The sequence below is a fragment of the Pseudomonas sp. YA1 genome, from assembly GCF_058680555.1.
This window is the reverse complement of sequence record NZ_JBZWBG010000001.1, coordinates 351942-374360: the sequence shown is the minus strand read 5'-3', so window position 1 is coordinate 374360 and position 22419 is coordinate 351942. Positions and strand designations below refer to the sequence as shown.

Annotated in this window: 22 protein-coding genes; 16 read left to right on the top strand and 6 right to left on the bottom strand. The window is 66.8% G+C overall.

The window, feature by feature from the left end:
- Positions 1–10: 10 nt before the first annotated feature.
- Both AC4OR5_RS01730 and AC4OR5_RS01725 read right to left on the bottom strand, forming a co-directional pair.
- The gene (locus AC4OR5_RS01730) at positions 11–2215 is read right to left on the bottom strand and encodes an adenosylcobalamin-dependent ribonucleoside-diphosphate reductase (RefSeq protein WP_003122328.1); all 2205 of its coding nucleotides are present in this window, start codon (positions 2213–2215) and stop codon (positions 11–13) included.
- Positions 2216–2324: 109 nt separating this feature from the next.
- Positions 2325–3248, bottom strand: a complete 924-nt coding sequence (locus AC4OR5_RS01725; protein WP_024947780.1) for a zinc ABC transporter substrate-binding protein — start codon at positions 3246–3248, stop codon at positions 2325–2327.
- A gap of 69 nt (positions 3249–3317) precedes the next feature.
- On the opposite strand from AC4OR5_RS01725, the gene zur reads away from it, so the two are divergent.
- The 12 genes from zur to AC4OR5_RS01665 all read left to right on the top strand — a co-directional run bounded on the left by zur (position 3318) and on the right by AC4OR5_RS01665 (position 14224).
- Positions 3318–3821, top strand: a complete 504-nt coding sequence (gene zur / locus AC4OR5_RS01720; protein ID WP_003096992.1) for a zinc uptake transcriptional repressor Zur — start codon at positions 3318–3320, stop codon at positions 3819–3821.
- Entirely contained in the window at positions 3821–4630 is an 810-nt protein-coding gene (gene znuC / locus AC4OR5_RS01715; protein ID WP_003099732.1) for a zinc ABC transporter ATP-binding protein ZnuC, read from the top strand. The genes zur and znuC overlap by 1 nt, the downstream gene beginning before the upstream one ends.
- Positions 4623–5411, top strand: coding sequence for a zinc ABC transporter permease subunit ZnuB (znuB, locus tag AC4OR5_RS01710; RefSeq protein WP_003096998.1), 789 nt, complete (start codon positions 4623–4625; stop codon positions 5409–5411). The genes znuC and znuB overlap by 8 nt, the downstream gene beginning before the upstream one ends.
- Positions 5412–5452: 41 nt before the next feature.
- A complete protein-coding gene (locus tag AC4OR5_RS01705; RefSeq protein ID WP_073657448.1) occupies positions 5453–6241 on the top strand; it encodes a PA5502 family lipoprotein in 789 nt (262 codons plus the stop codon).
- A gap of 206 nt (positions 6242–6447) precedes the next feature.
- Complete coding sequence (locus AC4OR5_RS01700; RefSeq protein ID WP_003097002.1) at positions 6448–7455, top strand: methionine ABC transporter ATP-binding protein; 1008 nt, start codon at positions 6448–6450, stop codon at positions 7453–7455.
- Positions 7455–8132 (top strand): methionine ABC transporter permease, encoded by a 678-nt coding sequence (locus AC4OR5_RS01695; protein ID WP_003097004.1) that lies wholly within the window; start codon positions 7455–7457, stop codon positions 8130–8132. Before AC4OR5_RS01700 ends, AC4OR5_RS01695 begins: the two co-directional genes overlap by 1 nt.
- A 76-nt stretch (positions 8133–8208) precedes the next feature.
- Positions 8209–8991 (top strand): MetQ/NlpA family ABC transporter substrate-binding protein, encoded by a 783-nt coding sequence (locus AC4OR5_RS01690; protein ID WP_009316033.1) that lies wholly within the window; start codon positions 8209–8211, stop codon positions 8989–8991.
- A gap of 202 nt (positions 8992–9193) precedes the next feature.
- The gene (gene qapR, locus AC4OR5_RS01685; RefSeq protein WP_003097009.1) at positions 9194–10051 is read left to right on the top strand and encodes a transcriptional repressor QapR; all 858 of its coding nucleotides are present in this window, start codon (positions 9194–9196) and stop codon (positions 10049–10051) included.
- A gap of 4 nt (positions 10052–10055) precedes the next feature.
- Positions 10056–10709, top strand: a complete 654-nt coding sequence (locus AC4OR5_RS01680) for a cysteine hydrolase family protein (RefSeq protein WP_003097010.1) — start codon at positions 10056–10058, stop codon at positions 10707–10709.
- Entirely contained in the window at positions 10706–12037 is a 1332-nt protein-coding gene (locus AC4OR5_RS01675) for a glutamine synthetase family protein (RefSeq protein WP_023100289.1), read from the top strand. Before AC4OR5_RS01680 ends, AC4OR5_RS01675 begins: the two co-directional genes overlap by 4 nt.
- Positions 12038–12104: 67 nt before the next feature.
- On the top strand, positions 12105–12773 hold the full coding sequence (locus tag AC4OR5_RS01670) for an N-formylglutamate amidohydrolase (RefSeq protein WP_003136463.1): 669 nt from the start codon (positions 12105–12107) through the stop codon (positions 12771–12773).
- Positions 12774–12874: 101 nt separating this feature from the next.
- Entirely contained in the window at positions 12875–14224 is a 1350-nt protein-coding gene (locus AC4OR5_RS01665; RefSeq protein WP_003099715.1) for an APC family permease, read from the top strand.
- A gap of 18 nt (positions 14225–14242) precedes the next feature.
- Here AC4OR5_RS01665 and AC4OR5_RS01660 read toward each other — a convergent pair whose 3' ends face one another.
- Together AC4OR5_RS01660 and AC4OR5_RS01655 are read right to left on the bottom strand one after the other, a co-directional pair.
- Complete coding sequence (locus tag AC4OR5_RS01660) at positions 14243–15586, bottom strand: sigma-54-dependent transcriptional regulator (RefSeq protein WP_058159828.1); 1344 nt, start codon at positions 15584–15586, stop codon at positions 14243–14245.
- A complete protein-coding gene (locus AC4OR5_RS01655; protein WP_003097020.1) occupies positions 15583–17349 on the bottom strand; it encodes a sensor histidine kinase in 1767 nt (588 codons plus the stop codon). The genes AC4OR5_RS01660 and AC4OR5_RS01655 overlap by 4 nt, the downstream gene beginning before the upstream one ends.
- A gap of 81 nt (positions 17350–17430) precedes the next feature.
- Between AC4OR5_RS01655 and poxA the strand changes: the two genes are divergently transcribed.
- Together poxA and AC4OR5_RS01645 are read left to right on the top strand one after the other, a co-directional pair.
- Positions 17431–18309, top strand: a complete 879-nt coding sequence (poxA, locus tag AC4OR5_RS01650) for an alpha/beta hydrolase PoxA (protein WP_003161097.1) — start codon at positions 17431–17433, stop codon at positions 18307–18309.
- A 71-nt stretch (positions 18310–18380) separates the two neighbouring features.
- On the top strand, positions 18381–19169 hold the full coding sequence (locus AC4OR5_RS01645; RefSeq protein ID WP_014603442.1) for an OXA-50 family oxacillin-hydrolyzing class D beta-lactamase OXA-851: 789 nt from the start codon (positions 18381–18383) through the stop codon (positions 19167–19169).
- Between the two features lie 12 nt (positions 19170–19181).
- On the opposite strand, the gene AC4OR5_RS01640 is transcribed toward AC4OR5_RS01645, so the two are convergent.
- Complete coding sequence (locus tag AC4OR5_RS01640) at positions 19182–19682, bottom strand: DUF3301 domain-containing protein (RefSeq protein ID WP_003122321.1); 501 nt, start codon at positions 19680–19682, stop codon at positions 19182–19184.
- Positions 19683–19714: 32 nt separating this feature from the next.
- Between AC4OR5_RS01640 and pdxY the strand changes: the two genes are divergently transcribed.
- The gene (gene pdxY / locus AC4OR5_RS01635) at positions 19715–20587 is read left to right on the top strand and encodes a pyridoxal kinase PdxY (RefSeq protein WP_003122320.1); all 873 of its coding nucleotides are present in this window, start codon (positions 19715–19717) and stop codon (positions 20585–20587) included.
- Positions 20588–20634: 47 nt separating this feature from the next.
- On the top strand, positions 20635–21837 hold the full coding sequence (locus tag AC4OR5_RS01630) for an acyltransferase family protein (protein ID WP_058159831.1): 1203 nt from the start codon (positions 20635–20637) through the stop codon (positions 21835–21837).
- Here AC4OR5_RS01630 and AC4OR5_RS01625 read toward each other — a convergent pair.
- Positions 21834–22418, bottom strand: coding sequence for a YqaA family protein (locus AC4OR5_RS01625; RefSeq protein WP_003097034.1), 585 nt, complete (start codon positions 22416–22418; stop codon positions 21834–21836). The two genes, AC4OR5_RS01630 and AC4OR5_RS01625, sit on opposite strands and share 4 nt — an antisense overlap.
- Position 22419: the final 1 nt, after the last annotated feature.

Here is a 22419-nt window from a genome sequence, read left to right as displayed (position 1 = left end):
TCCCCCGGCCTCAGTACTTGCCGTAATAGCCTTCTTTCAAGGCGTCGAAGAGGTTGGCGGCGGTATGGATCTCACCGTCGTACTCGACCTGCTCGTTGCCCTTGAACTCCACCACGCTGCCGTCCTCCAGTTCGAAGCGGTAGCGGGTCTTCTCCAGGTCGGACTCCTTGACCAGCACGCCCTGGAACGCCTCGGGATTGAAGCGGAAGGTGGTGCAGCCCTTGAGTCCCTGGTGCCAGGCGTAGCGGTAGATGTCCTTGAAGTCCTCGAACGGGTAGTCGGTGGGCACGTTGGCGGTCTTGGAGATCGACGAATCGACCCACTTCTGCGCCGCCGCCTGGATGTCCACGTGCTGCGCCGGGGTGACGCTGTCGGCGGTGATGAAGTAGTCCGGCAGGCGTCGCGCCGGGTCGTCGCTGTCCGGCAGGGCCTGGGCGTTGACCAGGGTCCGGTAGGCCAGCAGCTCGTAGCTGTAGACCTCGACCTTTTCCTTGGTCTTGCGGCCTTCGCGGATCAGGTTGCGCGAATAATGGTGGGCGAAGCTCGGCTCGATGCCGTTGGAGGCATTGTTGGCCAGGCTCAGGCTGATGGTCCCGGTCGGCGCGATGGAGCTGTGGTGGGTGAAGCGCGCGCCGGTTTCAGCCAACGCCTCGATCAGTTCCGGAGCATGTTCGGCAACCCGTTGCATGTAGCGGGAATACTTGGCGTGAAGCACGCTGCCGCGGATGCGGTCGCCGGCCTTATAGCCATCGGCGGCCATTTCCGGACGCTTGCGAAGCATTTCCGCAGTGACTTCGTAGTCCTGCGCCAGGATCGGCGCCGGGCCCTTCTCCCTGGCCAGCTCCAGGGCCACTTCCCAGCCCACCAGGGCCATTTCCCGCGCCACTTCCTCGGTGAATACGCAGGCCTCGGGACTGCCGTAGCGCAGCTTGAGCAGGGTCAGGGTCGAGCCCAGGCCGAGGAAGCCCATGCCATGCCGGCGCTTGCCAAGGATTTCCTGGCGTTGCTGTTCCAGCGGCAGGCCGTTGATTTCCACCACGTTGTCGAGCATCCGGGTAAACACCCGCACCACTTCGCGGAAACGGTCCCAGTCGAAGCGCGCCTCGTCGCCAAATGGCTGCTCGACGAAGCAGGTGAGATTCACCGAGCCGAGCAGGCACGAGCCATACGGCGGCAGCGGTTGCTCGCCGCAGGGGTTGGTGGCGCGGATCGCCTCGCACCACCAGTTGTTGTTCAGTTCGTTGACCCGGTCGATGAGGATGAAGCCCGGCTCCGCATAGTCGTAGGTGGAGACCATGATCATGTCCCACAGGTGGCGGGCGCGGACCTGGCCGTAGACCTTGCAGGCGACCAGCCCGTCGGCGCGCTGGACGTAGTCGTCCTGGATCGGCCATTCGCGCCAGACCACCGCGTTGGGGTCGTCGAGGTCGATCTCGTCGCGCTCCTTCACGTGCACCGGGAATACCAGCGGCCAGTCGGCGTCCTGTTCCACCGCCTGCATGAACTGGTCGGTGATCAGCAGGCTCAGGTTGAACTGGCGCAAGCGCCCGTCCTCGCGCTTGGCGCGGATGAATTCGCGGACGTCCGGGTGGCTGACATCGAAGGTGCCCATCTGCGCGCCGCGGCGGCCGCCGGCGGAGCTGACGGTGAAGCACATCTTGTCGTAGATGTCCATGAACGACAGCGGCCCGCTGGTGTAGGCACCGGCACCGGAAACGTAGGCGCCGCGCGGGCGCAGGGTGCTGAACTCATAGCCGATGCCGCAGCCGGCCTTGAGCGTCAGGCCGGCCTCGTGGACTTTCTCGAGGATGTTGTCCATGGAGTCCTGGATGGTTCCGGACACCGTGCAGTTGATGGTCGAGGTGGCCGGCTTGTGCCCCAGGGCGCCGGCGTTGGAGATGATCCGGCCGGCCGGGATGGCGCCGTTGCGCAGGGCCCAGAGGAAGCGCCCGTACCAGTGTTCGCGGGAGGCCTTGTCCTCGACATCGGCAAGGGCGCGGGCGACGCGTTGCCAGGTACCGTCGACGCTGGCATCCACCGGCGTACCGTCCTTGCTCTTGAGCCGGTACTTCTTGTCCCAGATATCCTGCGACGCGTCCTGCAGGGCGATGGTCCCGCGTTCGGTGCGGGGACTGCGTGCGTCTGTCTTGGCCATCCGCTGATTAACCTCCCGATGGTTGTTGGGGCGTCCGAAGCCGGCCACCGTACGCAACATCTAGTTATCCGTACCTGACGGGAATCAATATCTTGTGTCAGGCAGCAACAGACAACCTTAGTCATCGGGACGCCGCGCGCAAGAGGGCGCGGCCATCAGTCACGGGTTTTCAGAGCTTTTCCAGACAGCCGGCAAATTCGCCTGCCAGGTTGTTCAGAAGATTCTCATAGCCGTTGGCGTCCACGGTCACGTTCACGCCCAGGTCGTCCAGTTCGGCCAGGCGCACCGGCAGGCCTTCGCTGAGGGTGTCGGCCAGCCGCGGTCGAAGCGGCGGCTCGCTGAAGATGCAGGCCGGACCGGCGGCCTTCAGTTGGGCGCGCATGGCGGCGACATGGCGTGCTCCCGGCTGGACCTCCGCGGATACCGCGAACACGCCGGTATGGCGCAACCCGTAGGCTTCCTCGAAATAGTCGAAGGCTTCGTGGAAGACGAAGAAAGGCTTGCCGGCAAGCTTGCCCAGGCGTTCGCGGAGTTTCCCGTCGAGCCCGCCGAGGCGCTCCTCGAAGGCCTTCAGGTTGGCCCGGTAGCGCCCGGCGTTGGCCGGGTCGACCTGGGCCAGGTCCTCGGCCATCCGCGCGGCGATGGTGCGGGCGTTGGCCGGCAACAGCCAGAGGTGGGCGTCGAGCATGCCGGGACGATGGTCATGGTCGTGCTCGTCGTGACCGGCATGCTCCTCTTCCTCGAAATTGACGAACTTGCGCAGGTGCATGCCCGGCAGGTCCTGCACCGCGACGCTGGACCCCTGGCGGCCGGCGAGCACCTTGGGCAGGAAGTTCTCCAGGTCCGGGCCGATCCAGTAGAACAATTGCACCTCGCGCAGCCGCCGTACGTCGGAAGGACGCAGGGCGTACTGGTGCGGCGAGGCGCCCGGCGGCAGCAGTACGTCCGGCTGGCCGACGCCGTCCTGGATGGCCGCGGCGACCAGTTGCAGCGGTTTGATGCTGGTCAGCACGCTGACCTCGGCGCGCGCCGGCGAAGCCAGCAGGAACAGGGCGAAGCAGGCGGACAGCAGGGCAAAGGGACGCAGGGTCACGGCGGCACTCACATGAAAGGTGGTTAGCGGGTAATATAATAACGTCTCTACCCTCGAGCGTCGCAGCCCATGTACAAGATTGCGCCCAAGACCCCGCTGGCCTGCCAGCCCCATGACCACAGCCAGTGCGTCAGCACCGCGCTGGCCGAGGCCGATGCGCTGTGCGCGCGCCAGGGCGTGCGCCTGACCGAACTGCGGCGGCGCGTGCTGGAGCTGGTCTGGCAGAGCCATAAGCCGCTGGGGGCCTACGATATCCTCGCGGTGCTCAGCGAAACCGACGGCCGCCGCGCCGCGCCGCCGACCGTCTACCGCGCGCTGGACTTCCTCCAGGAGAACGGCCTGGTGCACCGCATCGCCTCGCTCAACGCATTCGTCGGCTGCAACAACCCGGAGCACAGCCACCAGGGCCAGTTCCTCATCTGCCGCACCTGCCACACCGCGATCGAGCTGGAACAGCCGGATATCAGCCGGGCCATCGTCGCCGGAGCGAACAGCGTCGGCTTCGCCGTTGAAAGCCAGACCGTCGAGGTGGTCGGCCTCTGCGGCACCTGCCGGGACCAGAAGGACGCCTGATGGACAACGCGCTGGTGCGGCTGACCCAGGTCGGCGTGTCCTTCAACGGCCAAGCGGTGCTGAGCGATGTCGACCTGGCCATCGAGCCCGGCCAGATCGTCACCCTGATCGGCCCCAACGGCGCCGGCAAGACCACCCTGGTACGCAGCGTGCTCGGCCTGCTCAAGCCGCACGTCGGCGAGGTCTGGCGACGGCCGCGGCTGACCATCGGCTACATGCCGCAGAAACTCCACGTCGACGCCACCCTGCCGCTCAGCGTACTGCGCTTCCTCCGCCTGGTACCCGGGGTCAGGCGCGAGCAGGCGCTGGCGGCGTTGCGCGAGGTCGGCGCGGCGCACGTGCTGGAGCGCCCGCTGCAAAGCATTTCCGGTGGCGAACTGCAACGCGTGCTGCTGGCCCGCGCCCTGCTGCGCAAGCCCGAGCTACTGGTGCTCGACGAGCCGGTGCAGGGCGTCGACGTCGCCGGCCAGGCCGAACTCTACCGCCTCATCGGCAAACTGCGCGACCGCTACGGCTGCGGTGTGCTGATGGTCTCCCACGACCTGCACCTGGTGATGAGCGCCACCGACCAGGTGGTCTGCCTGAACCGCCACGTCTGCTGCTCAGGGCACCCCGAGCAGGTCAGCGGCGACCCGGCCTTCGTCGAGCTGTTCGGCCAGGACGCTCGCAGCCTGGCGATCTACCACCACCACCACGATCACGCCCACGACCTCCACGGCGAGGTGGTCAAGGCCGGTCCCGGCGCCTTGCCTCCAGGCACCCGCTTCACTCCTGTCCACAAGCACGGCCCCGACTGCAACCATGGCTGACTTCCTGCTCAACGCCCTCCTCGCCGGCCTCGCCCTGGCCCTGGTGGCTGGCCCCCTGGGCTCCTTCGTGGTCTGGCGGCGGATGGCCTATTTCGGCGATACCCTGTCCCACGCCGCACTGCTCGGGGTAGCCCTGGGTTTCCTCCTCGATGTCAGCCCGACCCTGGCTGTGACCGTCGGCTGCGTGCTGCTCGCGGTGCTGCTGGTGACCCTGCAGCAGCGCCAGCCGCTGGCCGCCGACACCCTGCTGGGCATCCTCGCCCACAGCACCCTGTCGCTGGGCCTGGTCACCCTGAGCTTCATGAAGGAAGTGCGGGTCGACCTGATGGCCTACCTGTTCGGCGATCTGCTGGCGGTGAGCGCCAGCGACCTGCTGTGGATAATCGCCGGCAGCGCGCTGGTCCTGGCACTGATCTGCTTCCTCTGGCGGCCGCTGCTGGCGATCACCGTGCACGAGGAACTGGCGAAGGTGGAAGGCCTGCCGGTCGGAGCGATCCGCCTGGCGCTGATGTTGCTGATCGCCATCGTCATCGCCGTGGCGATGAAGATCGTCGGCGTACTGCTGATCACCTCGCTGCTGATCATTCCCGCCGCCGCCGCCCAGCGCCATGCCCGCAGTCCCGAGCAGATGGCGGTCGGTGCCAGCCTGCTGGGACTGGTCGCGGTGTGCGCCGGCCTGGCCCTGTCCTGGTTCAAGGATACCCCCGCCGGCCCCTCGATCGTGGTCAGCGCCGCCGGCCTGTTCCTGCTGAGTTTTGTCCTGCCCCGCCGCACGGTGTAGAATCTGGCGATTTTTTGACCAAACGAGAACCCGCAGGAATGATGTCGTCCTTCTTTCGCCTGCTGTCCATCCTGGCGGCGGCGCTGCTGGTCAGCGCCTGCCAGGGCAATGCGTCGTCGCAACCGACGCCGGTGGTCGCGCCCCAGGCGCAGCCCGCCGATCCCTATGCCGAACTGCAGGAAACCCTGGCCGCCGGCAAGCTCGAACAGGCCGAGCAACAATGGCTGGCCCTGCGCAGCGCCGCCGCCGGCGACGAGCGCGTCGAAGCATTCCGCCGCCAGTTGGCCGAGGCCTACATGCAGCGCGGGGAAACCGCGCTGCGCCAAGGAGACCTCAACACCGCCACCAGTGCCCTCGGCCATGCCCGCGGACTGATGCCCAAGGCGCCGGCGCTGACCGCCGGGCTGGACGGTGCGATCAACCGCGCCAAGGTCGATCCCGCCCGTGCCGAGCAGGCCCGACGCATGCAGCAGGCGGCCCAGCAGCAGATGCAGCAGATCATCCAGACGCCGCCCGACGGCGAACTGAAGCCGCTGCCCGGCGCTCCCCACCTGATCGATCCGCAAGCGGCCAGCAGCGCCGTGCCCCTGCCGATGCTCGACGGCACCGGCCAGGGCGGCCTCGGTGCGGTGCTCGACGCGGTGGCCGCGGATGTCGTCGCCTACCGTTGCAGGGTGCATATCGAAGTGCGCCGGGACAGCGACTATCCGCTGGTTTCCGACCAGCTCCTGGCGCGGGTGAAGAAGCTCTCACCCGATTTCGACCTGCATCTCAGCCATGTCGTACAGGCCGACAAGCCGACCCGATTGATACTTACCCCCCGGAATTGAGGCCGGTCCAGCCCCGGCCGCAGCAGAAAGCGCTTGTCGGGAGCGAGCCAGACGCTTATTCCATTTCAATGTTTTTTCATCACCAACAAATATTAATAATGCATAAGAAAGCAAGGTAAAATGTTCGGTTTAGCTGACCGCCCATGCTTCCCGCCAAGCCCGTGCTCCAGCCGTAACAGCATCGCCGCACCCACAAGGTTCGCCCAGTGATCGAATTCCACGACGTCCACAAGACCTATCGAGTTGCCGGTCGGGAAATCCCCGCCTTGCAACCGACCCGCCTGAACATCCAGGCCGGGCAGATTTTCGGCCTGATCGGCCATTCCGGTGCCGGCAAGAGCACCCTGCTACGCCTGATCAACCGCCTCGAGGAGCCCAGCGGCGGCCGCATCCTGGTCGAGGGCGAAGACGTCACCGCCCTCGACGCCGAAGGCCTGCGCCGTTTCCGCCAGCGCGTCGGGATGATCTTCCAGCACTTCAACCTGCTGTCCTCGAAGACCGTCGCCGACAACATCGCCATGCCCCTGCGCCTGGCCGGCGGCTTCAGCCGTGCCGAAGTCGATGCGCGGGTCTCCGAGCTGCTCGCGCGGGTCGGCCTGTCCGACCACGCGCGCAAGTATCCGGCCCAGCTCTCCGGCGGACAGAAACAGCGCGTCGGCATCGCTCGCGCCCTGGCCTGCCGGCCGAGCATCCTGCTCTGCGACGAGGCCACCAGCGCCCTCGATCCGCAGACCACCGCCTCGGTCCTGCAACTGCTGGCGGAAATCAATCGCGAGCTGAAGCTGACCATCGTCCTCATCACCCACGAGATGGACGTGATCCGTCGTGTCTGCGACCAGGTCGCGGTCATGGACGGCGGCGCCATCGTCGAGCAGGGCGATGTCGCCGATGTCTTCCTCCATCCGCAGCACCCGACCACACGCCGCTTCGTGTTCGAGGCCGAACGGGTCGACGAAGACGAGCGTCACGACGATTTCGCCCACGTGCCGGGTCTCATCCTGCGCCTGACCTTCCGCGGCGAAGCCACCTATGCGCCGCTGCTGGGCACCGTGGCGCGGCAGACCGGGGTCGACTACAGCATCCTTTCCGGACGCATCGACCGCATCAAGGACACGCCCTACGGCCAGCTGACCCTGGCCCTGGTCGGCGGTGACCTGGAAGCCGCCATGAGCCAGTTGAACGCCGCTGACGTACATGTGGAGGTACTGCGCTGATGGACTTCTTCGAAACCATGAGCTTCGCCAACATCGACTGGTACGAAATCTGGCTGGCCAGCGTCGACACCTTCTGGATGCTCGGCGGTTCGCTGCTATTCACGGTGGTCCTCGGCCTGCCCCTCGGCGTCCTGCTGTTCCTTACCGGGCCACGGCAGATGTTCGAGCAGAAGGCGGTCTACACCCTGCTCTCGCTAGTGGTGAACATCCTCCGTTCGTTGCCGTTCATCATCCTGCTGATCGTGATGATCCCGCTGACCGTACTGATAACCGGTACCTCGCTGGGCGTCGCCGGGGCCATCCCGCCGCTGGTGGTGGGCGCCACGCCGTTCTTCGCGCGCCTGGTGGAAACCGCGCTGCGCGAGGTCGACAAGGGCATCATCGAGGCAACCCAGGCGATGGGCGCCAGCACCCGGCAGATCATCTGGAACGCCCTGCTGCCGGAAGCCCGGCCGGGCATCATCGCCGCCATCACCGTCACCGCCATCACCCTGGTCTCGTACACCGCGATGGCCGGAGTGGTCGGCGCCGGCGGGCTGGGCGACCTGGCGATCCGCTTCGGCTATCAGCGCTTCCAGACCGACGTGATGGTGGTCACCGTGGTGATGCTGCTGATCCTCGTCCAGATTCTGCAAACCGTGGGCGACAAGCTGGTGGTGCACTTCTCGCGCAAGTAAGCTTGCCGGCCAAGCCCAAAACCCTGAGCGCCGCGGTTATCCACAGCCGCCAGGAACACCTCGAAAGGAGTTGAAGATGAAAAAACTGCTTGCTGCTTTCTCCGCTGTCGCGGCGCTCGGCCTCACCGCCGCCCAGGCCGCCGAGACCCTCACCGTCGCGGCCACCCCGGTGCCGCACGCGGAGATCCTCAATGTGGTCAAGCCGCTGCTGGCCAAGGAAGGCGTGGAACTGAAGGTCAAGGAGTTCACCGACTACGTGCAGCCGAACGTGCAGGTCTCGGAGAAGCGCCTGGACGCCAACTTCTTCCAGCACCAGCCGTACCTCGATGAGTTCAACAAGGCCAAGGGCACCGACCTGGTCGCCGTGACCGGCGTACACATCGAGCCGCTGGGCGCCTACTCGAGCAAGTACAAGAAGCTCGACGAACTGCCTTCCGGCGCCACCGTGGTGATCCCCAACGACGCCACCAACGGCGGCCGCGCCCTGCTCCTGCTGGACAAGGCTGGGGTGATCAAGCTCAAGGACAACAAGAGCATCACCGCCACGCCGAAGGACATCGTCGACAATCCGAAGAACATCAAGATCCGCGAACTGGAAGCCGCGACCCTGCCGCGCGTGCTGACCCAGGTCGACATGGCGCTGATCAATACCAACTACGCCCTGGAAGCCAAGCTGAACCCGACCAAGGATGCGCTGGCCATCGAAGGCAGCGACTCGCCCTACGTGAACATCCTGGTCGCGCGGCCGGACAACAAGGACAGCGACGCCATGCAGAAGCTGGCCAAGGCCCTGCACAGCGCCGAGGTCAAGCAGTTCATCCAGGAGAAATACAAAGGCGCGGTGGTGCCGGCGTTCTGAGCCACGCTGCGTAACCGCCCCTGGAAAAAGCCCGGTCTTCGACCGGGCTTTTTCGTTTCCGGCCCGGCCGCACGTCTGCCTGCCGTGCCACGACAGAGGTCATTCGGCCGTTTGCGGGAAATGTAGTGAAAAAAACATTCCGTCACATATTGAACAATCTGAAAAATTCACTACACAATCGACCCACCTTCGAGGATGCCCCATGCAAGAACTAAAACAACGCCTGGCCTCCCCGCCCGCCGAACTGACGCCCGCGGAGCGCAAGGTGGTGCGTGCCCTGCTCGATGACTACCCGCGCCTCGGCCTCGGTCCGATGACGCGCCTGGCCCGGCACGCCGGAGTCAGCGACCCGACGATCATGCGCCTGGTGAAAAAGCTCGGCTTCGCCGGCTACGGCGACTTCCAGGAAGCGCTGCTGGCCGACGTCGACGACCGCCTGCGCTCGCCGCGGACCCTGCTCGCCGAACGTCGCGAGCGGATGGGCCGCGACGACACCTGGGCGCGCTACCTCGACCAGGCTGGCCAGAGCCTGCAACAGACCCTCGGCCTGACCCGCCCCGATGACATCCAGCGCCTCGCCGACTGGCTGCTCGACAGCCGCCTGCGCGTGCACTGCCACGGCGGACGCTTCAGCCGTTTCCTCGCCGGCTACCTGGTCACCCATCTGCGCCTGCTGCGCCCGCAATGCCGATTGCTCGACGACGGCGCCCTGCTCCCCGACCAGCTCTACGACCTCGGCCGCCAGGACCTGCTGGTCCTGTTCGACTATCGCCGCTACCAGAGCCAGGCCCAGCACGTGGCCCAGGCCGCCAAGGCACGCGGCACGCGGCTGGTGCTGTTCACCGACATCTACGCCTCGCCGCTGCGCGAACACGCCGACCTGATCGTCAGTTCGCCGGTGGAATCCGCCTCGCCCTTCGACTCGCTGGTGCCGGCCATGGCCCAGGTCGAGGCACTGGTAGCGACCCTGGTGGCGCGCATGGGCGCGCCGCTCGACGAACGCCTGGAGGGCATCGACCAGCTCCGCAATGCGTTCAGCAGTCATCTTCTGGAGGAATGACCCGATGTTCAGCCTGCCCCACCACTCGCCGCGCGACCTGCCGTTCGGCCGCCGGCAGACCGCCATCCTGTTCGTCGACATGCAGCGCGCCTGGGTCGAGCCGGGGCGCGACCCGCACGTCGATCCGCAGGCAGCCGGCTACTTCTACGAGCGCGTGCAGAACCAGGTGATCCCCAACCAGCAGCGCCTGCTCGGGGCCATGCGCGCAGTGGACGAGAACGTCCTGCACACTGTCATCGAGAGCCTCACCGCCGATGGCCGCGACCGCTCGCTGGATCACAAGCTGTCGGAGATGCACCTGCCCAAGGGCAGCCCGGACGCCAGGGTGATCGACGCCCTGGAGCCGACCGCCAACGAGATCGTGCTGCCGAAGACCTCTTCCGGCGTTTTCAACTCCACCGCCATCGACTACGTACTGCGCAACCTCGGCACCCGCCACCTGATCGTCTGCGGGGTGGTCACCGACCAGTGCGTGGACATGGCCGTGCGCGATGCCGCCGACCGCGGCTACCTGGTCACCCTGGTCGAGGATGCCTGTGCCACCCATACCCCGGAACGCCACCAGGCCTGCCTGGAAGCGATCAAGGGCTACTGCTGGATCAGCGACACCGAGACCGTCCTGCAACGCATCGCCGCCCTCGGCCGGAGCAACCTGTGAACCGCCTGCAGCCGGTACGCCTGGTCAGCTTCGTCACCACCGACCTGGCCGGCATCACCCGCGGGCGCTCGCTGCCCCTGGCGACCCTGGAAGAGCAACTGGCCAGCGGTTGCGGCTGGGTACCGGCGAACAGTTCGCTGACCCCGCAGGACCTGATCGACGAGAGCAGCCCCTGGGGCAGCCACGGCGACCTGCGCCTGCTGCCCGACCCGAACAGCCGGGTACGCGTCGAGCAGGGTCCCGACGCCGCTGCGCCGGCGCTCGACTACCTGCACGGCAACCTGGTGGAAACCGACGGCACGCCGTGGTCGGCCTGCCCGCGCAGCCTGCTGCGGGCCGAGGTGGAACGCTATCGCGACAGCGGCCTGCAGGTCATCGCGGCGTTCGAACACGAATTCAGCCTGCTCGGCCTGCCCGGCGAGCGTCCGGCCGCGGCGTTTTCGCTGCAGGCCCAGCGTGCCGCCGGGCAGTTCCCCGGCTGGCTGGTCAGCGCCCTGGCCCAGGCCGGCACCGAGCCGGAGATGTTCCTCCCCGAATACGGCCAGCGCCAGTACGAGGTCACCTGCCGCCCGGCGCAGGGCGTGGCCGCCGCCGACCGCGCGGTGAACGTCCGCGAGGTCACTCGCGAAGTGGCGCGGCAGATGGGCCTGCGTACCTGCTTCGCACCGCTGCCGGCACCCGGCGCGGTGACCAACGGGGTACACCTGCACCTGAGCCTGCAACATGCCGACGGTAGCCCGCTGCTGTACGAGCCCGGTCGACCCAACGATCTCTCCGAACTCGGCGAGCACTGGGCCGCCGGCGTGCTCGCGCACCTGCCGGCGCTGTGCGCGCTGACCGCGCCTACCGCCGCCTCCTACCTGCGCCTGAAACCCCACCACTGGAGCGCCGCCTACGCCTGCCTGGGACTGCGCAACCGCGAAGCGGCGCTGCGCATCTGCCCGGTGGTGAGCGTCGGCGGCAAGCCGCTGGGCAAGCAGTACAACCTGGAATTCCGGCCGATGGACGCCACCGCCTGTCCGCACCTGGCGATGGCCGCGGTGCTGATCGCCGGCCGCCTGGGCATCGAACGACGCCTGCCGCTGCGCGCCCTGGCCGATGTCGATCCGCACGGCCTCAGCGACGAAGAGCGCCAGGCCCGCGGCATCCAGGCCCTGCCGGCGACCCTCGGCGATGCGCTCGACTGCCTGCAGCGCGACGAGACGCTCTGCGCCGAGCTGCCAAAGCCGCTGCTGGACACCTACCTCGCCATGAAGCGCCACGAACTGGCACTGACGGCGGGCCTTTCCGACGACGACCTGTGCCGCCACTATGCCGAGCTTTACTGACAACCCCGAACTCGGCATCTACCAGCTGCCTCCCTACCGCTTGCTCAACCCCGAAGGGCGCAGCCCGGTGGTCCTGGTCTGCGAGCACGCCAGCCGGCACATCCCGCTGGAGTTGCAGCGCCTCGGCCTGGACCAGGCCGCGGCGGAAGAACACATCGCCTGGGATATCGGCGCCCTGGCGCTGGCCGAAGAGCTTTCCCGGCGGCTCGACGCGCCATTGCTGGCGGCCGGCTACTCGCGCCTGCTGATCGACCTGAACCGACCGCTGGAGGCACCCGACAGCATTCCGCCGCACAGCGAGATCTACCCGGTTCCCGGCAACCGCGAGCTGTCCGAGACGGTGCGCCGCTATCGCCAGGATTGCCTGTTCCATCCGTTCCACCAGCGCCTGACGCAACTGCTCGACGAGCGCCAGGCCGCCGGCGTGCCGACCCGCGTGGTCGGCGTGCACAGTTTTACCCCGGTGTACCACGGCAGACCCCGCCCGCTGGTTGCCGGGGTGCTTTATCGCAACGCCGGCGCCTACGCCGGGCGCATCCTCGACGGTTTGCGCCGGCACGGCCTGGAAGTCGCCGGCAACCAGCCCTATGCGATCGACCCGGCGGAAGACACTACCGTTCCGGTGCATGGCGACGCACGCGGTCTGGAAGCGGTGCTGCTGGAGATCCGCAACGATGGATTGCGCACGCCGGATGCGGTGAGCGCCTGGGCCGAGCGTCTGTATCCCTGGCTCTGATGCGATGACCGGCGCCGCCGGTCGCCAATAACGAGAAAGAGGCCCGCTTCGCGTGCGGCGCCGATAACGACAATACGCTGCCTTTTCCCGAGGAGCCCGTCATGGCCATCGAACAGTTCGGATACCGGCAACAGCTGCGCCGCAGCCTGTCCCTGAGCGACCTGATCATCTACGGGATGATCTTCATGATCCCCATCGCCCCGTTCGGGGTCTACGGCTGGGTCCATGCCGACGCCCACGGCATGGTGCCGATGGCCTACCTGGTGGGCATGCTGGCGATGCTCTTCACCGCCCTCAGCTACGGAGCCATGGCCAAGGCCTTTCCGATTGCCGGCTCGGTGTATTCCTACGCCCAGCGCGGCATCCACCCCCATGTCGGCTTCATCGCCGGCTGGGTGCTGCTGCTCGACTACCTGCTGATCCCGCCGCTGCTCTACGTGTTCAGCGCGCTGGCGCTGAACCACTTGTTCCCGGCGATCCCCAAGCTGGCCTGGATGCTGCTGTTCCTGGTCTCGGCGACCCTGGTCAACCTGCGCGGCATCACCTTCGCCGCCCGCGCCAACCTGTTGTTCCTGATCGGAGAGCTGGTGGTCCTGGCGATCTTCCTGGTGGTCGGCTACCAGGCGCTGGAAGGCGGCCTGGGCAACGGCCGGCTGACCCTCGAACCGCTGTATCGCCCGGAGGCCTTCGATCTCGGCCTGGTGATGAAGGCCGCCTCGATCGCCGTACTGTCGTTCCTCGGCTTCGACGCCATCTCCACCCTCGCCGAGGAGGTCAAGGGCGATCCCGCGCGACAGATCGGCCGCGCCGCGCTGATCGCGCTGTTCATCATGGGCGGCATCTTCATCGCGCAGACTTGGCTGGCCACCGACCTCGCCGCCGGGATGAACTTCAAGTCGGCGGACACCGCCTTCTACGAGATCGCCGAAGCGGCCGGTGGCCAGTGGCTGTCGATGCTGACCGCGGTAGCCACCGCGCTGGCCTGGGGTGTCACCGTGTCGATCACCTCGCAGGCAGCGGTCTCGCGCCTGCTCTACTCGATGGCCCGCGACGGCAGGCTGCCGCGCGCGCTGGCCAGGGTCCATCCGCGCTACCAGACGCCGCACGTCAGCCTGTACCTGGTGGCGGTGCTGTCGCTGGGAATCGGCTGGGCCTTCCTCGACGCACCGGACGTGCTCACCTCACTGGTGAACTTCGGTGCCCTCACCGGCTTCTGCCTGCTGCACCTGAGCGTGATCAACCACTACTACCGCCGCCAGCGCTCCGGCCAGTGGTTGCGGCATCTACTGTTCCCGTTGGTGGGCCTGGCGATCATCGCCTACGTGCTGTACAGCATGAGCCTCGACGCACAGTTGCTCGGACTGGCCTGGATCGCGGTGGGGCTGGTCTACCTGGCGTTGCTGCAACGCGGCGGGCGCCAGGCGCCAACGGAGTTGGCCAAGGATCTCTGACGCCTCGCGAGGGCTGCTTCAGGCCGGCTCTTCACCGACGAAATCGCTGCGGCTGAGGCCATGCCGCAGCATCTTTTCGTTGAGTGTCCGACGCGGCAGTTGCAGCAACTCCATCACCGCCTTGATGTCCCCGCGGCACTGGCCGAGCGCCTGGCGCAGGCACTCCGCCTCGAAGGCTTCCATGCGTTCCGCCAGCCCCGAGGTGAGGCCGCCGCCTTCCTCCGCGTCCCCGCGCTCCAGGCCGAGGACATGACGCTCGGCGGCGTTGGCCAGCTCGCGTACATTGCCCGGCCAGTCGTGGGCCATCAGCCGCGCCAGTTCCGCCGGCGCGGCGGGCTGCGGCTCGCGGCCGAGGCGCTGGCTGGCAACGCTGGCGAAATGTTCGAAGAGCAGCGGGATGTCCTCGCGACGCTCGCGGATCGGCGGCAGGCGCAGCTCAGCGACGTTCAGGCGATACACCAGGTCCTCGCGGAAGCGTCCGGCACGTGCTTCGGCCAGCAGGTCGGGCTTGGTCGCGGCAATCACCCGCAGGTCGACGTGGATGCTCTGGTTCGAGCCGAGCCGCTCCAGTTGCTGCTCCTGCAGGACGCGCAGCAGCTTGACCTGCTGCGCCAACGGCATGCTTTCGATCTCGTCGAGGAACAGGGTGCCGCCATGGGCATGCTCGAGCTTGCCGATGCGCTTGCCCTGCGCGCCGGTGAAGGCGCCGCTCTCATGACCGAACAGCTCGCTCTCGAACAGTTGCTCGGGAATCGCCGCGCAGTTCAGCGCCACGAACGGCTTGTCGGCGCGCGGCCCGAAGTCGTGCAGGCAGCGGGCAACCAGTTCCTTGCCGCTGCCGGTCTCGCCACGGATCAGGACGTTCACCGGGGTCGGCGCCAGGGCCAGAACCTGCCGGCGCAACGCTTCCATCGGCTTGGACACGCCGAGCAGACGCGCATCGACCTGGTCCTTGAGACTGGCCTGCTCCTTCAGGCGCCGGTTCTCCAGCACCAGGCGGCGCTTTTCCAGCGCGCGCCGCAAACTGCCGAGCAGGTGCTCGGGCGTGAAGGGTTTCTCGATGAAGTCGTAGGCACCCTGGCGCATGGCCTCCACCGCCATCGGCACGTCGCCGTGCCCGGTGACCATGATCACCGGCAGGTCGCGATCGACCGCCTGCAGGTTGGCGAGCAGTTGCAGGCCGTCCATGCCGGGCATGCGCACATCGCTGATGACCACCCCGGCGAAGGACTTGTCCAATGCTCCCAGGCATTCCTCGGCGCGCAGGCACAGGCGCACCTCGAAGCCGGACAGCTCCAGCCATTGCTGCACCGCTTCGCGGATCGTCGCTTCGTCGTCGACGAAGATCACCTGGTCGCTCATGTCGTTACGCTCGTGTCATCGGGGGCCGCCGGCAGGATCAGGCTGAACACCGCTCCCGCCTCGGCATTGGCGACCTGCAGGCGGCCGCCGAGTTCGTGGACGATCCCATAGGATACCGCCAGGCCGAGGCCGAGTCCCTCTCCCACCGGCTTGGTGGTGAAGAACGGATCGAAGACGCTGCCCAGGTGCTCGGCGGGAATCCCGCCGCCGTTGTCGGCGACGCTCAGCACCCAGTCGCCGCCAAGCCGTTGCAGGGCCAGGCGGATCCATGGCCGCTCCTGGCCGGCAACGGCATCCAGGGCGTTGCGCAGCAGGTTGACCAGCACCTGTTCCAGGCGGATCGCGTCACCCATCACCCAGGCCGGCCAGAGCAGCGCCTGCTCGATCTCCACCCGTTCGGCGCGGATTCGCGGCAGCAACAACTGCTGCGCCTGTTCGACCACGTGGCCCAACTCGATACGCTCGCGCAGGCCGCCGGCGCTCTTGCGCGCGAAGGTCTTCAGGTGGCCGGTGAGCGCGGCCATGCGTTCGAGCATCTGGTCGATGCGCGGCAACGCCTGGCGCGCCTCGTCGTGGCGTCCGGCGTCGAGCAGCAGGCGCAGGCTGGCCAGTTGCATGCGCTGGGCGGTGAGCGGCTGGTTGATCTCATGGGCCAGGGCCGCCGACATCTGCCCCAGGGCGGCCAGCTTGGCCGCCTGCACCAGGCCGTCCTGCGCGGTACGCAGGTCGGCGGTGCGCTGCTCGACCAGGCGCTCCAGCTCCTCCCGGCTACGTTGCCGCAGGCGGGCGATACGCCAGCGCTGGTGCAGGAACAAGCCGAGGAAGACCAGCGCCAGCCAGGTGCCGGCGGCGGCCAGGCGCGCGGTGGCGACGTCGTCCTGGATGCTCGCGGTGTCGCGCAGCAAGTGCAGGGTCCAGCCGTCGTTGGGCAGGTCCAGCGATTGCCAGAGGTAGTCCTTCTCGCCGTCGGCGCTTTCCACCCGCGCCAGACGGCTGTCTTCGCCGTAGCTGCGCAAGGTCTGGTGGCGCAGGGGGGTCAGGGGCTGGCGATCGTATTGCCGGGTCTCCGCCAGTTCGAAGCGGTCCACGGTATCCAGCGGTTCCAGTTCGCGGTAGCGCCAACCGGCGTGGTTGGCGAGGAACACGATGCCCTTGGCGTCGCTGGCCAGGACCAGGTCGGGGGTCTGGTTCCACTGCCGTTCCAGATCGGGAAACTCCAGCTTGACCACGATTGCGCCCAGGAAGCTGCCGTCCTCGGCGCGCACCGCGTGGGACAGGAAATAACCGGGAATCCCGCTGATCACCCCGACCGCATAGAAACGTCCGGAGCCTTGGGCGATGGTCTGGCGGAAATAGGGACGGAAACCGTAGTTGTGGCCCACGTAGCTGGTCGGCAGGTTCCAGTTGCTCGCCGCCACGGCCAGCCCGGTACGGTCGAGCAGCTCCAGGGTGGAGGAGCGGGCGGCCAGGTTGATGCTTTCCAGCTTGAGGTTGAGGCGCTGCTGCAACTCGCCGTCGATCGGCCCGGCCAGCGCCGCGCGCAGGTCCGGATCCAGCGCCAGCACCGCCGGCAGGCTGCGGAAGCGTTCGATCAGGGTCTGCAGCGAGCCGGCGTAGAGGTCCAGCTGCTTGCGCACCTGTTCGCCCTCGGCGCGTAGCGCCTGCTGCCGCGCCTGGCGACCCGCCCAGTCCATGGACAGCAGCAGGCCGCCGAGCAGCGGCAGCAACAGCAGGAACAGGCGCAGCGGACGGGACAAGGACATCGGCGGATCGAAACGGCGGCGGGAAGCGGCGACGATAGCACGGCGCCCGGTTACACTGCGCGCCGTACGAGGAGTCCGCCCATGTCGCTATCCCCCTGGTCCCATTCCTGCTCGGCCGGTTTCACCCTGCGCGGCTGGCGCAGCGAACCGAGCGGCAAGCCGTTGCTGCATTTCCTCCATGGCAACGGCTTCTGCGGCCGCACCTACGAACCGATGCTGCGTCTGTTGGCGGAGGATTTCGACCTCTGGCTGTGCGACATCCAGGGCCACGGCGAAAGCGACCACGGCGGCCGCTTCCACGGCTGGAACCGCAACGCCGAGATGGCGGTGGAGGCCTTCGAGGCCGGGCGCGGTCCCTATGGCGATGTCCAGCGACTGGCCTGCGGGCACAGCTTCGGCGGCGTCCTCAGCAGCCTCGTCCTGGCCCGCCATCCCACCCTGTTCGCCCGCGCCGTGCTGCTCGACCCGGTACTGTTCACCCCGGCGATGATCGGCGTGATGGCACTTTCCGAGACCCTCGGCCTGCAATTGCGCGGCAGCCTGGCGAAGAAGGCGCGCCTGCGCCGCAGCCAGTGGCCCGATCGCGCAGCCGCCTACGCCGGCTTGCGCGGCCGCGGTATCTTCAAGGGCTGGACCGACGAGGCGCTGTGGGCCTACGTGGAATATGCGCTGAAGGAGAGCGACGGCGGAGTCGAGCTGAAGTGCCGGCCAAGCCGCGAAGCGGAGATCTTCAGCTCCTTCCCCAGGCGGCTGTGGCCGTCGCTGGACAAGATCACCACGCCGACCCGCGTGCTCTACGGTGACCGCACCTACCCTTTCGTCGCCAAGTCGGTGGCGCGCTGGTGCTCGCTCAACCCCCAGGTCAGCGCCCACGCGGTGGTCGGCGGCCACTGCTTCATGCAGGAAGACCCGGCCGATGCCGCCGAACGCGTACGCGACTTTCTCCTGCCCAATCCATGAACGCTCCTTCCGTGGGGAATCCGGCGCTCATCCATCGGTCCCAGGGAGGATGACCCCCACAGGACCGAGCCATGCGCCCTCTCCTCTTCAGCGCCCTTCTCCTGCTCTCCGGGCATGCCCAGGCCAGCGAATGGAACGACAGCCAGGCCGTGGACAAGCTATTCGGCGCGGCCGGGGTGAAAGGCACCTTCGTCCTCTACGATGTGCAGCGGCAGCGCTATGTCGGCCATGACCGGGAGCGCGCGGAAACTCGCTTCGTTCCTGCCTCCACCTACAAGGTGGCGAACAGCCTGATTGGCTTATCCACAGGGGCGGTTAGATCCGCCGACGAGGTTCTTCCCTATGGCGGCAAGCCCCAGCGCTTCAAGGCCTGGGAGCACGACATGAGCCTGCGCGACGCGATCAAGGCATCGAACGTACCGGTCTACCAGGAACTGGCGCGACGCATCGGCCTGGAGCGGATGCGCGCCAATGTCTCGCGCCTGGGTTACGGCAACGCGGAAATCGGCCAGGTTGTGGATAACTTCTGGTTGGTGGGACCGCTGAAGATCAGCGCGATGGAACAGACCCGCTTTCTGCTCCGACTGGCGCAGGGAGAATTGCCATTCCCCGCCCCGGTGCAGTCCACCGTGCGCGCCATGACCCTGCTGGAAAGCGGCCCGGGCTGGGAGCTGCACGGCAAGACCGGCTGGTGCTTCGACTGCACGCCGGAACTCGGCTGGTGGGTGGGCTGGGTGAAGCGCAACGAGCGGCTCTACGGCTTCGCCCTGAACATCGACATGCCCGGCGGCGAGGCCGACATCGGCAAGCGCGTCGAACTGGGCAAGGCCAGTCTCAAGGCTCTCGGGATACTGCCCTGACGCTCTGCCGCCTCAGTCGCCGACCTTTTTCTGCCGGGACTGCCGCCACTCGTCGAGGCGAATCACCTCGGCGCTATGCACCGGCGGGTTGTCGACCTCGGCGGCCGCCTCGAAGCGATGCGGGGCCAATTCGATGGCGCCGAGGTGATAGCCATACATGACGATGCGCCCGGCGTAGCGTTCCTCGCCGCTGACGGTGAATTCGAAACCGAACTCGCGGCTCAGCCGCCACTGCCCACGGTGGTCACGGGCCAGGCGCAGGCGCCGGCGCGCGACATTCTCGTCGAGCAGTTCCACGCCCTGCTTGGCGCAATGCTGCTTGGCCAGCAGCAACGCCCGCTCGCGCACGCCATGGGCGCGCCACCACCAGGCTGCGGCGGCGCCCAACAGGAGCATGACGAAAAGGTTACCCAGGGTCACGAGCGGAATCCGGTGTAGGGGGAAGGTCAGCTTACCCGTTCTCCCGGCAGGCAGCGAGTGGGGGGTGTTTTCGCCATGTGAATTAGCCCCCATACTGCGCCGACTCAGCTGTAGGAAGTCGTCTCATGCCACGCACGCCCCACCTGCTCGCCATCCAGTCCCATGTGGTCTTCGGCCACGCCGGCAATGCCGCGGCGGTGTTCCCGATGCAGCGCATCGGAATCAACGTCTGGCCGTTGAACACGGTGCAATTCTCCAACCACACCCAGTACGGTCGATGGACCGGGCAGGTGCTGCCGCCGGAGCAGATCCCGGCGCTGGTGGACGGTATTGCCGGCATCGGCGAACTGGGCAACTGCGACGCGGTGCTGTCCGGCTATCTCGGCAGCGCCGCCCAGGGCCGCGCCATTCTCGACGTGGTGGCACGGATCAAACAGGCCAACCCTCGGGCGTTGTACCTCTGCGACCCGGTCATGGGCCACCCGGAAAAAGGCTGCATCGTGGCCCCGGAGGTCAGCGACTTCCTGCTGGAAGAAGCCGCCGCGGTCGCCGACTACCTGTGCCCCAACCAGTTGGAGCTGGACAGCTTCTGCGACCGCCAACCGAACTCCCTCGCCGACTGCGTGGAAATGGCACGGAGCCTGCTGGCACGCGGTCCCAGGGCAATCCTGGTAAAGCACCTGAACTATCCGGGCAAGGCCGGCGACACCTTCGAGATGCTGCTGGTGGCCGCCGATCAGGCCTGGCACCTGCAACGCCCGCTGCTGGCCTTCCCGCGGCAACCGGTCGGAGTCGGCGACCTGGCCTCGGGGCTGTTCCTCTCTCGCCTGCTGCTCGGCGACGACTTGCGTAACGCCTTCGAATTCACCGGCGCCGCGGTCCATGAAGTGCTGCTGGAAACCCAGGCCTGCGGCAGCTACGAGCTGGAGCTGGTGCGGGCGCAGGATCGGATCGCACACCCACGTCTCAAATTCGAAGCTCGCTCACTCGCAATGTAGGAATCTGACATATCATTCTCGGTCTTCCGACAGAGATAGACCGACGAATGAGCCCCACCAGCGCCCTACCTGCCCTAGCCTGCCTGGCTGTGGCGCTCGCCACCTGTGAGTTTCTTCGTCGCCTTGGCAGCGCGCGCCTGCCCGCTTCCCGGTTCGTCACCATCGACGGCCTGCGCGGTTACCTGGCGTTCTTCGTTTTTCTCCATCACTCGTCCATCTGGTACTACTACCTGAAGGATGGTCTCTGGCAACTACCGCCGTCCCGGCTCTACGCCCATTTCGGCCAGACCAGCGTCGCGCTGTTCTTCATGGTCACCGGCTTCCTCTTCGCTCACAAGCTCCTGCACAGCCGCGGCACGCCGATCAGATGGCTGGATGTCTATGCATCGAGGATCGCCCGGCTGCTCCCAGCCTATCTCCTGGCAATGGCACTGCTATTCCTTTTGGTGTTCACGGCCACCGGCTTTTCCCTGCGCGAGGCGCCCTCGGCCCTGCTTGGCAAGATGCTCGACTGGTTGCTCTTCTCGATACCGAGCAAGCCTGACATGAACGGTTTCATCGGGACATTCCGCATCGTGGCAGGGGTGACCTGGACGCTGCCCTATGAGTGGTTGTTCTACTTCTGCCTGCCATTCCTCGGCGTCCTGCTCGGGAACCGTCCTTCCCCAGTAGCCATGGCCATCATGGCGGGCATGATCTGGCTGGTACTGAAAGCCTGGCAGCCGAACTGGACGCTCGCCTATATGTTCGTCGCTGGTGGGGTGTCAGCGCTCGCGGTACGCTCGACGCACCTGCAGCGATTCGCCGCGAGTATTCCCGGCAATCTCCTATGCCTGGCGCTCCTGCTCCTACCCGGAGTGCTCTTTCCCAGCGCCTATCAGGAAACGGCGATCCTCATTCTCGGCCTGGCTTTCCTGCTGATTGCGGCGGGTTCGAGCCTATTCGGCCTGCTGACTCAAGCACTGTCCCGCTTCCTCGGCGAAATGACCTACAGCATGTATCTGCTGCACGGGTGCATCCTATTCATCAGCTTCGAACTGCTGATCGGCAGGGACAACGCCAAGGCGTTTTCCGCTCTGGAACACTGGCTGGTCATAGGCGCGATCACTCCCCTGGTGGTGATCGCGTCGTACCTATCCTTCCGTTTCATAGAAAGTCCGGCCATGCAACGCTCCAGACAACTCAGCGCTCTGCTGGGCAAACCGATGCTGGCGCTCAAGCGCCTGGGCCGTCCCCCGACTGCTGGCTAAAGAACGTATTTCCCCAACATCAACCCACCGACCACCATCACCGCCATCAGCACGAAAGCCATGCCCAGGCGCCGCTCGATCAGGGTCTTCAGGCGAGGGCCGGCCCAGAACAGCAAAGCGCAGGTAGCGGCGAAGCGCAGGCTGCGGGCGACAAGGCTGAGGCCGACGAACAGCCAGAGGTCGAGCTGGGTCACTCCGCTGGTAATGGTGATCACCTTGTACGGCAGCGGCGTGAAGCCGCCGCCCAGCAGCACCATCAGCCAGCCCAGTTCGTTGTAGCGTTCGGCGACCTGTTCGAAGTTCTCCAGCAAGCCGTAGAACGCCAGGATCGGCATGGCCACGCTCTCGAACAGCAGCAAGCCGATGAAATAGCCGGCGATGCCGCCCAGCACCGAGCTGATCGCGCAGATCGTCGCGTAGCGCCAGGCCTTGGCCCGGTTGGCCAGGACCATCGGCACCAGCAAGGCGTCCGGCGGAATCGGGAAGAACGAGCTTTCGGCGAAGGTCACCCCGCCCAGGGCCAGCTCCGCGCGAGGATGGCCGGCCAGGCGCAGGGTCCAGTCGTAGAGACGGCGCAACATG